15 protein-coding genes are annotated in these 11,535 nt (G+C 65.3%); 5 read left to right on the top strand and 10 right to left on the bottom strand.

Features of this window, described 5'->3' with window-relative positions:
- Nucleotides 1-129 precede the first annotated feature (129 nt).
- Complete coding sequence (locus K9B33_RS11230; RefSeq protein ID WP_224548970.1) at nt 130-960, top strand: aldo/keto reductase; 831 nt, start codon at nt 130-132, stop codon at nt 958-960.
- 34 nt (nt 961-994) lie between these two features.
- On the opposite strand, the gene xth is transcribed toward K9B33_RS11230, so the two are convergent.
- The 9 genes from xth to K9B33_RS11185 form a co-directional block, all read right to left on the bottom strand.
- Nucleotides 995-1,801, bottom strand: coding sequence for an exodeoxyribonuclease III (gene xth / locus K9B33_RS11225; protein ID WP_224548801.1), 807 nt, complete (start codon nt 1,799-1,801; stop codon nt 995-997).
- Nucleotides 1,798-3,687 (bottom strand): DNA ligase D, encoded by a 1,890-nt coding sequence (gene ligD, locus K9B33_RS11220; RefSeq protein ID WP_224548800.1) that lies wholly within the window; start codon nt 3,685-3,687, stop codon nt 1,798-1,800. Before ligD ends, xth begins: the two co-directional genes overlap by 4 nt.
- Before the next feature lie 77 nt (nt 3,688-3,764).
- Entirely contained in the window at nt 3,765-3,950 is a 186-nt protein-coding gene (locus tag K9B33_RS11215) for a DUF3606 domain-containing protein (protein WP_224548799.1), read from the bottom strand.
- A 63-nt stretch (nt 3,951-4,013) separates the two neighbouring features.
- Nucleotides 4,014-5,978 carry a relaxase/mobilization nuclease RlxS gene (gene rlxS / locus K9B33_RS11210; protein ID WP_224548798.1) on the bottom strand — a complete coding sequence of 655 codons (1,965 nt, stop codon included), beginning with the start codon at nt 5,976-5,978 and terminating at the stop codon, nt 4,014-4,016.
- A gap of 251 nt (nt 5,979-6,229) precedes the next feature.
- Complete coding sequence (locus tag K9B33_RS11205; protein ID WP_224548797.1) at nt 6,230-6,613, bottom strand: hypothetical protein; 384 nt, start codon at nt 6,611-6,613, stop codon at nt 6,230-6,232.
- 221 nt (nt 6,614-6,834) lie between these two features.
- Nucleotides 6,835-7,455: a lytic transglycosylase domain-containing protein gene (locus K9B33_RS11200; protein WP_224548796.1), complete on the bottom strand. Its 621-nt coding sequence runs from the start codon at nt 7,453-7,455 to the stop codon at nt 6,835-6,837.
- Entirely contained in the window at nt 7,443-8,024 is a 582-nt protein-coding gene (locus K9B33_RS11195; RefSeq protein WP_224548795.1) for a S26 family signal peptidase, read from the bottom strand. Before K9B33_RS11195 ends, K9B33_RS11200 begins: the two co-directional genes overlap by 13 nt.
- The gene (locus tag K9B33_RS11190; protein WP_224548794.1) at nt 8,021-8,251 is read right to left on the bottom strand and encodes a helix-turn-helix domain-containing protein; all 231 of its coding nucleotides are present in this window, start codon (nt 8,249-8,251) and stop codon (nt 8,021-8,023) included. Before K9B33_RS11190 ends, K9B33_RS11195 begins: the two co-directional genes overlap by 4 nt.
- Nucleotides 8,252-8,425: 174 nt before the next feature.
- Nucleotides 8,426-8,725 carry a DUF736 domain-containing protein gene (locus tag K9B33_RS11185; RefSeq protein ID WP_224548792.1) on the bottom strand — a complete coding sequence of 100 codons (300 nt, stop codon included), beginning with the start codon at nt 8,723-8,725 and terminating at the stop codon, nt 8,426-8,428.
- Nucleotides 8,726-8,848: 123 nt separating this feature from the next.
- Between K9B33_RS11185 and K9B33_RS11180 the strand changes: the two genes are divergently transcribed.
- The 4 genes from K9B33_RS11180 to K9B33_RS11165 are packed head-to-tail and all read left to right on the top strand — an operon-like array spanning nt 8,849 to nt 10,201.
- Nucleotides 8,849-9,052 carry a hypothetical protein gene (locus tag K9B33_RS11180; protein WP_224548791.1) on the top strand — a complete coding sequence of 68 codons (204 nt, stop codon included), beginning with the start codon at nt 8,849-8,851 and terminating at the stop codon, nt 9,050-9,052.
- Nucleotides 9,053-9,107: 55 nt separating this feature from the next.
- Nucleotides 9,108-9,317, top strand: coding sequence for a hypothetical protein (locus K9B33_RS11175; RefSeq protein ID WP_224548789.1), 210 nt, complete (start codon nt 9,108-9,110; stop codon nt 9,315-9,317).
- A 49-nt stretch (nt 9,318-9,366) separates the two neighbouring features.
- Entirely contained in the window at nt 9,367-9,807 is a 441-nt protein-coding gene (locus tag K9B33_RS11170) for an alpha/beta fold hydrolase (protein WP_224548788.1), read from the top strand.
- Nucleotides 9,704-10,201, top strand: coding sequence for an alpha/beta fold hydrolase (locus K9B33_RS11165; RefSeq protein WP_224548787.1), 498 nt, complete (start codon nt 9,704-9,706; stop codon nt 10,199-10,201). Before K9B33_RS11170 ends, K9B33_RS11165 begins: the two co-directional genes overlap by 104 nt.
- A 98-nt stretch (nt 10,202-10,299) precedes the next feature.
- Here K9B33_RS11165 and K9B33_RS11160 read toward each other — a convergent pair.
- The coding region (locus tag K9B33_RS11160; RefSeq protein ID WP_224548785.1) for a chromosome partitioning protein ParB at nt 10,300-11,535 on the bottom strand (1,236 nt) is incomplete at its 5' end.

The raw sequence follows: 11,535 nt of genomic DNA, 5'->3' as shown, positions 1-11,535 counted from the left end.
GTCACTGCGAGGCGCGGAACATGCCGCCCATGCGTTAGGAGACTGAATGATCCGCCGGAGAACCAAAGCCATGGTCGCAATCATCGTAGCGCGGGCAGCGCCATGAGCATGTCCCAGCCCGACAAAGCCATGCGCACGGTGAGCTTGCCAAGCGGGGAACAGGTTCCCTGCCTTGGCCAGGGCACCTGGATGATGGGGGAGCGCAAGGATCAGCGTGATGAGGAAATCGCGGCGCTGCGGACCGGCATCGACCTTGGCATGACCCTGATCGACACGGCCGAGATGTATGGCGATGGCGCGAGCGAGAGACTGATCGGCGAGGCGATCGCCGGGCGCCGCGACGAGGTCTTCCTTGTCAGCAAGGCCTATCCGCAGAACGCGTCGCTCACCCGGCTCCCGCGATCGTGCGAGGCGAGCCTGGAGCGGCTCGGCACCGACCGGCTCGACCTGTATCTGCTGCATTGGCGCGGCAATGTGCCGCTCGCCGAGACGGTCGAGGCGATGCGGGCGCTGCAACGCGCCGGCAAGATCCGGCACTGGGGCGTCAGCAACCTCGATACCGATGACATGGAGGAACTGGTCGAAGCCGGCGGGTCGGCCTGCGTCACCGACCAGATCCTCTACAATCTGGCCCGCCGCGGGCCGGAGCACGACCTCCTGCCCTGGCTTGAGGATCACGGCATGACTGCGATGGTTTACAGCCCGGTCGAACAGGGTCGCCTGATCGGCAACCGCAAGCTCACAGCACTTGCCGCCGATTTGGGGGTCACGCCAGCACAGCTTGCGCTCGCCTGGACCTTGCGACAGCCGGGACTGATCGCGATCCCAAAGGCTTCGACTGTCGAGCATGTGCGCGAGAACCGCGCCGCAGCCGACATCACGCTGGACGAGGCGACGCTCGCTCAGCTCGACGCGGCGTTTGCCGCGCCGCGCGAGCGCCGCCCGCTCGAGATGCTGTAGTCACAGAACGAGGCTGCAGCGTTCGGGAAGGTCCTCAGCTGACCGCCTTGCGTCGGCGCCGCTTGGGCTTGTCGGCGAGTTCCACCCAGACCGGGGCATGGTCGCTGGTCTTCTCCCAGCCGCGTACATGCATGTCGACTTGCGCGTCCACCAGCCGGTCGCCGAGCGACGGGCTCAGCAACAGATGATCGATCCGCAGGCCGGCGTTCCGGCCATAGGCGTTCCGGAAGTAATCCCAGAAGGTGTAGATCGTCTCGTCAGGATGGATGGTGCGCAGCGCGTCGGTCCAGCCTTGGGCGGTCAGCCGGAAGAAGGCCTCGCGCACTTCTGGCGCGAACAGCGCGTCGTCGAGCCAGCGCTCGGGTTTGTAGACGTCGCGCTCGGTCGGCATGACGTTGAAGTCGCCGAGCAGCAGAACCGGCAGGCTGCTTTCCAGCAGGCTGGCAGCGTGTGCGATCAGCGCGTCGAACCATTTGAGCTTGTAGTCGAACTTGGGGCCGGGCCTGGGATTGCCGTTGGGCAGGTAAAGCCCGCCGATCAGGATGCCATTCACCGCCGCCTCGATATAGCGGCTCTGCGTCGGGTCTGGATCATCGGGCAGGCTACGCCGCGTCTCGTGGATTTCGCCAACGCGGCTCAGCAGGGCGACGCCGTTCCAGCTCTTCTGCCCGCGCCAGATCACGTCATAGCCTAGGTCGCGGATCGCGGTTTCGGGAAACTTCTCCTGCGGCGCTTTCAGCTCCTGTAGCACGACGATGTCGGGCTCGGCCTCCGCCAGCCATCGCAGCAGCACCGCTAGGCGCCCGTTGACGCCGTTCACATTATAGGTCGCAATCTTCACAGGTCGGGAAGCACCTGATCGGCCCGCCCCCAGCCAGACAGGGCCTTTGAAGCGGCGCGCTTCACAAGTTCGGGCGCGTCGCGGACATGCCAGTGGGCCGGCGTGTCGATCGTCTCCATCTCCTTCCAGGTAATGGGCGCTGCGACCGGAGCGCCGGAGCGGGCCCGCACGCTATATGGCATCACCGCCGTGGCCCCACGCTGGTTACGCAGATAATCGACGAAGATGCGGCCCTTGCGCTGTGCCTTTGGCAGCGCGGCAGTGAAGTTGTCGGGGTCGCTCTGCGCCACGGCCTGCGCCAGGCGATGCGCGAAGTCCTTCACCTCCGGCCATTCGGCCTTGGGCACGAGCGGGGCGATGACATGAATACCCTTGCCGCCCGTCACCATGGGGAAAGTCTCAAGTCCGATCTGCTGCAAGATTTCCCGGAAATGGAAGGCGGCCTTGCGCACCGCCTCAAAATCGAGGCCCTCGTCGGGATCGAGGTCGAATACCAGCCGATCCGCTTTCTCCACATCTTCGATGCGGGCGCCCCAGCCGTGGAATTCGATCGTGCCCATCTGGACGCAGGTGAGGAGACCATCGGCCGTGTCGAGGTAAAGGTAGGGCTCCTCGTGGCCATCCTTCTCCATGATCCCGACATGCCTGACGGTATCGCCGAAGCTGCCGGCATCATGTTTCTGGAAGAAGCATTTCTTGGCGCGCCCTTGGGGGCAACGCACGAGGCTGATCGGGCGACTGCCCACCCACGGGAGCATTATTGCCGCGACCGCTGCATAGTGGTCGGCAAGCTGGCCCTTTGTAATCCCCGAGTCCGGATCGATGATGCGCTCGCGGTTGCTGATCTTGATCCTCGAAGTCGCGGGCGCCGCGATCTCCGCCACGGGCGCTTCCTTCTCCAGCACGACGGCTTCGGGCTTCTTGTCCTCGCGAAGCCCCAGATAGCTCGGATGGCGAAGCGTGCCTTCGTTGGTCATCTCGGTATAGGCAATCTCGGCGACGAGCTTCGGCCTCAACCAATGGGCGCCGCGCACCTCGGCGCGCGGTGCCTTCACCGTCGGTGCCTCCTGTTCCAGCGGCTTCATGATTTCCATCAGGCGGAGCAGCTCCGCGGTGTCGAAGCCGGTGCCGACCTTACCGGCATAGCGTAGCTCCCCGTCGTCGTGGATGCCGAGGATCAGGGAGCGGAATGAGCGGGACTTGTCGGAGGGCGTCCAGCCGACGACCACAAACTCCTGGCGCTTGATACATTTCGTCTTGAGCCATCCACCGGAGCGCGATCCGACATATTTGCCCGTCGCCACCTTCGAGATGACGCCTTCAAGACCTGCATCGCAGAAGGTGTGGAGCAGCTTCTCGCCGCTGCCAACGATGTGCTCGGAATAGCGAAGGCGATCCTCCGAGTTCGGAATGATGGCGCGCAGCTTCTCCTTGCGCGCCGTGAGCGGCTGGCCGGTCAGATCTTCGCCGTCGAGTTCGAGCAGGTCGAAGGCGTAATATTCAATGCTCGCGGGCGCACCCTTGAGCGCACCCTGCAGGGCCTGGAAGCTGGATCGGCCGTCCGCTTCCAGCACGACTGCCTCGCCATCGATCAGGGCTGAGCCGACGTTCAGCTTTGCGGCGGCCTCGACAATGCCGGCGAACTTTTCGGACCAGTCGAGCCCCGACCGCGTGTAAGCGCGCGCCACGCCACCGCCGACCGCGATGAGGACGCGGTAGCCGTCATATTTCATTTCATGGAGCCAGCGGTCCCCGGCTGGAACCGTGTCGACCAGGGTTGCGAGCTGGACAGGCCGAAATGGCGGCGGGTTTGATGCGGATGCGACTTTGCGCCGCGCCGGCGCTTTGGCCGGGCGTGCGGTAGCCGCTGTTGTGGACGCGCGCACCACCGGCGCGCTTAGCTTGTATATCTCATCATCGAGAGACTCCTCGCGCGGGAGAGTCGTTCCCGATGATGCAGCGGCTATTTCTTCAGTTTGGCCGCAGCGGCGTTCAGCTTCTCGCGGTCATTGCCGACCCGGTTGATCAAATCCTGAGCCTGATCTTTGCTGATGCCGTGCTTGCGCGCGAAGTAATTGACTTCATACCCTTCGCCACCAGCGACCTGTCGCCTGTCTGCCGCGCCGCGCTTCGATTTATTGTCTGCCATTTCAGCTCTCCTCCTCTTGGCTAGAATCGTTGAAGAATCTTACGGTTCCCGAGACGGGGGCGGTCAGCTGATCGCCGGGCCTGACCGTCCGCGGCCGAACTGCCAGCTGATCCCGTCGGCGCGCATGATTCCGGAGGCCGCCTTGCCAAGGCTGCGCTCAAGCACATCCCGCCAAGGCACGAGGGTGAAATCACGCGCCCGCTCGATCAGCGCGTGGGGGCCGCTTTCGAGATCAACGCGCCGCGCGATCACACCTTCGACGCGCTCGCCGATCCGGGCGGGCTTGAACCGCTTGCCGAGCTGCTCGGCAAGCCGCGCGCCCGCGCTCCCCAGCTCACGCTGCCGAAGGCTTTCCAGCGCGTCGCTGCGCAACCGAAAACCTTGGCTGTGGCCGTCGGCCAGTTGCTGATCGAGGAGCCACTGACGCCGCGCCGCCAATGCGCTCCGCACCTCGCGTCCGAAACCAGCATCGCGCGCCCCGTTGGATGTGCCCGAAGCCAGTTCGCGATCGAGCCATGTCGGTGCCTCAATCGCGGCCAGATCCCCGATGGGTCGCGGCGAGAGGATCGAAAATGTAATCGGTCGGTCGCGATGCTGCCGTTGGGCGAACGCTTCCGCACGGGCAAGGTGGTCGCCCGGGATGGTCCAGCTACCGTCGGCGTAACGGTCCGGCCCGGCCCCCGCCAGCCGCATGGCTTCCAGCCGTCGCACGTGGCTCATGGCATAGGCTTCGCTGGCCTGCGGATCGTGGCGGAGATGCAGGTCGACCGAATAGCGCCCGCCATTGGCGCGGGCCACGGCATCGACCGTCCGGTCGGCGGCCGTCGGCTCGGCCCTGGTTGCTTCGATCCGCACCGTCGCACCCTCGGGCATCGATGGGATCGCATCACCCCGGCCGATATCCACATAATGGACCCGGCCATCCGCGCCATCGATCATCAAATAGTGGCGATCCCGATGCTCATCGGAAAAGCCGCGGTGAATCACCCGTCCGACGAGCGGTTCGCGCATCTCTGTGGTGACGACCTGCTCAACCCCGGCGCGATCGAGCCGGCGCGCGGTCAGTTCGCGCTGCATCAGGCGGATGATGTCGCCGCGCTCTCCCATGCGGCGCAGCGTGTCCTCAAGGCCGTCTTCAAGCCGGTAGCGGCCGCCGCCGACATCCTCGGCGAGGTCCATCGCCTTGAGCTTGCGCAATCGCCCGGCCGCGATCGACTGCTGGAAGGGATCGTTATCGGCCGGCGAGACGGTGCGATCGGCATCCATTCGACGCAACAGCCGCCGGTCGATCGCGGTGAGCCGTTCCTGGTCGACATCGTGGCGCAGGCGATCCTCGATCTCGCGATCGGTGCGCGGTCCCAGATCGAGCGTCACCAGCTCTGACGCGCGTTCGCGCAGCCCCTGCGAAATATACTCGCGCGCGATGATGAGATTATCGCCGCGATCGTCGACGCCGCGCAGGACGATATGGGTGTGCGGGCGCTCGGTGTTGAAGTGATCGACCGCGACCCAGTCGAGCTTCGTTCCCAGGTCATGCTCGACCTGTGCCATGAAGCGCCGGACATAGGGCTTGAGGTCGGAATATTCGGCGCCGTCCTCGGCCGAGACGATGAAGCGGAACTGGTGCCGGTCGCCGGCAGTCTTCTTGAGGAAATCATCGCCATCGGCGCGGTCGGTCCCGGGGCCGTAAAGCTCGCCCGGAAGCCCCTCGCGCGTGACCCCATCGCGCTGGATGTAGCGCATGTGCGCGCGAGCGACCTGGCCGGCCTTACCGGTGAGGCGGATCAGGCTCGCCTTCACGACGGCGCGGCGCCCGCGAAATCCTGCCAGACGATCGCGGCTCGACAATAACCGTCCCATGCTCGCGCCGCGCCCGATCCGGCTGCCGTCGAAGCGGCGCGATCGAACACCGGTTTTGGTACCCGCAAGGCGGGCTGCGGCGAGGATGCGTCCGCCATATTTGACGACCTTCTTGCCGTCCTTGCTGCGTATCCGGCCAAGCTTCGGAGTAAAGTCGTCGTCAGACATGACAACGGCCCGGAGTCTCGCGCTTTCGCGCGAAAAACGGCATGTTTCCGCCATTCCTGGCGCCGCTGTCTCGCAGCAGATGGCCGCTGTCTCGTAGAAAAAAGATGTGCAGACAAACACTTAGCGAGTGTCGCGAGACTCTGCCTTTATCTTGTTTCCCCTTTTTCCCTTCCTCCCCACCTTCACGGCTCAAAAAAGGGGGAGAGACGCCGCCGAACCGACGCCGCCTCTCCCCGTGGATATGCTCCCGATCAGTGCGCACGGAGCATCGCATCCCGCGCCCGAACCAGTGACAGGAATGTCCTGCATCCCGTCACACCGTGGGCCTGGCCATCGCCGTCCACGAGCATCGTGGCGCAGAACCACTTGCCATCGAGCCGCCCGCAAATCGCGATCCGGTCCAGTTCGAACTCGTCGTCGTCGATGCTCTCGTAGGCGCCGATCCAGCGCTCCTCGACCCTCGCATCCCAACGAAAATCCGCTTCCTCCGCCTCAAGAAGCCGATGTGCCATTGCCTGACCGGCACCGCGCCCGAACTCCAGTTCCAGCCCAGCGACTAGCATTTCCATCACGCGATCGACGACATTGGCCGACGCGGTTCCGATGCTCTGATACATGCTCATGATGACCTCCAACGCTTGCGTCCTCACCATCGAGAACGGCGTTTGAGGGACGGGCGGCGGAGCGGCTGTCAGGGCCGCGGAGCGAAGCGCAGCGCCGCGAAGCGGACGTGGGGGGAACCGATTTTCGCAGAAAATTGGGGGGCACCCGCGGGCCTTGATAGGCGCTCCGCCGCCCGTCATGCTGGGCCTGTCGAGACGAGCTTCCTCCCTCTCCGACAGGCACGACATCGCGATCAGTCCCGCTTCGACAGCGCGACGAACAGCGACGATCCGGGTGCCGGATCGCGCGTTTCCGATGGCCCGGGCTGGTCCCTGCGGACCGCGAAGATCGTCACGGGCAGCGCCGGTTTCGGTGGTGCCACGAACGCTGTCGAGGGCCGCGCAGGTGATCCGGGCGCGACGCTGGCGAGATAGCCGACCGTCTCGGATGGCAGTCTGACGCGCCCGGCGAGATAGTCGGCATAGCGCCTCGGGCCGGCATTGTAGGCGGCGAACAGGCCGGGATAGCCGAAGCGGTCATACATCAGCCGCAGGTAGAGCGTGCCGGCCAAGATATTGTCGCGGGGATCGTCGGGATTTAACCCGAGGCCGAGCCGAGAACGCATGTCCGCCCAGGTTGCGGGCATCAATTGCATCAAGCCGATCGCGCCCGCCGAGGAGCGGATCGGTCGCCCCCCCAGGATCGTCCGACCACGGCTTTCGGCCTGCATGACTCGCTCGATCCACGCGACCGGTACGCCGAAACGGTTCGATGCCTCGACGATATAGGGGCGCCAGTCGGCGACCGTTTCAGCATGCGCGGGGCCGGAAAACGCCAGCGACGCGGCCGTAATCCAGAGCCTCACCATGCCCATATCAGCCGCGCCTTGCCGATGATGTCGCGGCCTTCGGTCACCCCGAAATAGCGTCCGTCGAACGAGTCGGGTGCGTGCATCAGCAGGAGTAGCTGGCGACCGCGCAGGCGAATGCAGCCAAGCCAGAACGGCATCCGGCGGCCCCGGCCGTCGAAGATGCGCCGCTCGGCAACGGGCCGGCCATTGACCGTGATGGCTTGGCCCACCGCGCAAACCTCATCACCTGCCACCGCCGCGACGCGCTTCACCAGCGGCACGTTCTGCGGAAGGTAGCGCCGCTCGGCCGCCAGCCGGCGGAACACGGTGGGCAGTCGCGCGACGACCATGTCGCCGGCTTCGGGAAAGGCCCCGGGCGACACGGCATAGAGGCCGATCGGAGCGCTGGCGGAGGCATTCCAGACAAGGCGCGGGGTTGGCGAGACGGCGGCTGGAACGAGCACGATCCCGCAGATAGTCGCAACGAACAGGCCTCGCCGAAGAAGGCGCCTGCGACGTATCTTCGCGGCTCGCAGGGCATCGCCCCAGGCCAAGAGCGGCGCGTCGTCCGCGCGGTTGCGGCGGCGGATCATCGACCGAGTTCCCGAGCGCTATGCTCGGCGGACCAGGCATCGAGGTCGTCGATATGGTATTGGACATAGCGGCTGTGCCGGCGAAATACCGGCCCCTTGCCGTCGCGGCGCAGGCGCTTCAGCAGCCGGCTCGACATCTTGAGATAGGCTGCGGCCTGGTCGGTGTTGAGGAAGGGCGAGCCGCGCTTGGCGCGGCTGGCCCGGGCGATGTCGTCGTCGCTGTCCATGGGTGCCGGTGTCCTGTCGGGGTGATCGCAACCATGCGATCGCGGCACCCGGATGCCTTGCGCGACACCTGGTGAAGAGTGTCGAAAAGGGATGGCGCGCTTTCGACACCCCTCGGAGCCTTGTTCCGATGGAAGGAGAAGCCCCGCGCCTCGGCGGCGCGGGGCGTTCGGGGTTCAGCGAGACCAGATGAGCTTGTGCTCGCCGTTGTCGCCCTGTGTCAGGGTGGCGTAGATGGGCGCCGGGAAGGACGGGTCGTCGAGCTTGAGGCTCAGATATTCGGCGCCGGTTTCGCGCGCCGCCTTGGTCCAACCCGCGCCGAATTCGACGCCGCCGGCGCTGACTCGGTGGTCCGGTGCCTTTTCGTTTTCACGCTCGACCGGGCGGATGCTGGCCTTGACGCGAAGCGTGAGAGTGCGGATTTCGCCGTTGTAGACGCCGTTCTCGCCGCGGGTGAAGCTGCCGACCTGTGCCATGATAACCTCCATTCGTTGGGTCGATGCCGCCCCATGCGGCCTCGATGCGGTTGTCCGGCCGCTGGCCTTACGACGCGCACCGCCAGGCCGAAGCGGAGCGGAGGACGGCCCGAGGCGGGCTTCTTGTCTCGCGAGGAAGGCGCGGGCACCGCGCCGGGGAAGAAGGCTGACGAAGCCGTTGCGCGTCGAAAGAAGGCTTGCGGCAAACCGCGATCGATCAAGGCCGCCGGGGTTGCAGAGACGATGCGTGATACGGGTATGGCATGTGTATCCGGCCAGAAAGCGCTGCGACAACGCTTCATCGGAGATGAAATCGTTCTTGCCTGAATGTTGCGTTGGCCTTCCGTCCGACGGCAGCTAGACGTTCGGGACAGGGGGGAAGATGACGGTACTGGATCGAGTTCGCGGGTTGATCGAGAGGTTGTCGCCGGAGCCGATCTGCGACGACTGCATCACCGAGCGCCTTGGACTATCCGTGCGGCAACATGCCAATCACAAGACGCGGGAACTGGCCGGCACGCAGGGTTTCGAGCGGCGAAAGGAAGCCTGTTCGATTTGCGGCCAGGACAAGATCGTGATCCGGAAACGCTGATGGAGACGCCCTCCGGCCATCGGTCGACACCTTTGAATAGCGGGAGCACATGAGCGAAATGACGGGGATCGGAAGCATGTCGGACGATTGGGACGCCGGGGTCTGCCGGGCCAATGGAATCGACATCCGCTACCAGCGCAGCGGCACGGATAGGCCGACGGTCATCGCACTCCATGGACTTACGGGGAGCGGCGACTGCCTGAAGCCATTGGCGAGATCGCTGATCAAGGATTTCGACGTAATCCTGCCGGATGCGCGAGGGCATGGCGCCTCGAGCATGTCCGAGGCGGTCTATTCCTACGATCAATTGGCTGCTGACGTGATCGGGCTGATCGTTGGCTTGAAGCTGCGCGCACCTGTGCTGCTCGGTCATTCCATGGGGGGGAATGACGGCGGCCGTGGCGGCGCGCGAGCTCGGTTCGGCGATCGGCGCGCTCGTCCTGGTCGACCCGACTTTCATCAGCCCGGAATGGCAACGCGAGGTGTTTGAAAGCGGCGTTGCCGACCAGCATCGGCAAGCACTTACGCCATCCAGGGAATCGCTCCTGGCAACCGCGCGCGCCGAGCATCCAACCCGCCCTGACGAGATGAGCGAATACCTCGCCGACGCCGTGCTGCGCACGGATCTACGTGCATTCGAGATTCTCACGCCGCCCAATCCCGAGTTTCGTGCGCTGATCGCCGGCATTGCGGCGCCAACGCTGCTCATCCTCGGCGAGCGGGGAATCGTGTCACCGGAAACCGCCCGGGAGTTGCAGGCCCTCAACCCGCAAGTGACGTTCGACCAGATCGCGAACGTAGGTCATGGCCTCACATATGACGATCCGGCGGCGGTTGGCGCTATTGCATCGGCCTTCCTCGAACGGCTGAAGTTGGTCGCCTGAAAGGCAAATCGCCGCGCGCCGACGTCGGAACGACGGAGGCGCGCGGCGATTTTTCGGAGACAGAAAAAGCGGGCGGCATCGCTGCCGCCTGCGATAGTTCATGCCGCCTCGGCGAACGGCTTCCCGGTTTCGTCGGGGTCCGGCGCGGCGATGCACTCCCGCACCGCAGCGACTTTTGCCGCCGCCGCGACAGTGCCAACCCCGCCACGCGCGGTATAAGCGCTCGGCGGGAACTGCATCCAGCGCGGCACCCATCCCTCGACCTTGGCGCGTCCGTCATTGCCCGCCAGATGGTCGCCGACGATCTGCTTCAAGGTCTTGGATTTCTCCTTGGCGTTGGCGGTCGCGACGGTTTCGCCCGCGACATCCGCAACGATCCGGCCCAACACCTCACGGTCGCGGATCAGGCTGAACATGGCCTCATCTGCCTCCCACCAATCGACCATGGCGACGCCGATCTCGCCGCCCAACGCCTCGACGGCGGCGCTGCCTGCGGCCAGCGCCTCGCCCATCACGACCGCGATCACCTCCATGACGGCGTGGTCTGGCAGGGAGAGCAAAGCGAGGAACAGGCCGGAGAGGCCGTAGTCGTCGCCATTGCCGCCGGTCACGGTCGGTTCGTCGGGCGAGAAGTCGAGAAGCGCAAGGACCGCACGGCGGCGCTCGTCGAACACGGCTTCGCCGCGCGAGGTTTCGATGCTTTCGCGAACCGCGTCGTTGCGGGTCGTTTGCGGCTCGGGCTTCACGCTCCACAGGTGCGAACCGACGATGGCATGGGCCACCATCAGGCGTAGCGCGACCTCCGGACGGTCCAGCATGGCGGCGCGCACGGCAGCGTGGCGGTGCAGGTCGACATAGGTTTGCAAGGTCGAGGTCAGTTCGGGCCGTGCCACCTTCTGACCGTCCGGGACCTCTCCACGCTCAGCCTTCCGCGCCTCATTGCGGGTCACATAGCCCTCATGGAAGGTGACTTCGCCGGTCGAGCGGACATCGACATAGACGCGCCCGCCCTTGCGCTTGCCCGCCTTCTCATATTCCCACGAATGGAAATGCTCGGAGGGTGGGACGATCACGACATCGCTCCAGCCATCCTCCAGATAGGCCGCGCGGCGGGCCTCGATAGCCGCGTTCTGCGCGGTCCAGAAAGCATCGGCATCGGCGAAATATCGATCATCGCCGAACAGGTCGGCGACGGTCGCGCCAGCGTATCCATCCAGGTCGAACAGCGCGACCTTCGCCGCGATCGACTGCCCGCCGAACAGCCATGCCTTCAACTGGTGCCCGGTCGGGACATAGCTGTCGGGATCGTCGTGGAGCGCCAGCCACGCCTTTTG

It is taken from the genome of Sphingobium sp. 3R8 (assembly GCF_020166615.1).
Taxonomy (GTDB): Bacteria; Pseudomonadota; Alphaproteobacteria; order Sphingomonadales; family Sphingomonadaceae; genus Sphingobium; species Sphingobium bisphenolicum.
The sequence above is the reverse complement of the archived record's forward strand: the minus strand, read 5'-3'. Positions and strand labels throughout refer to the sequence as shown.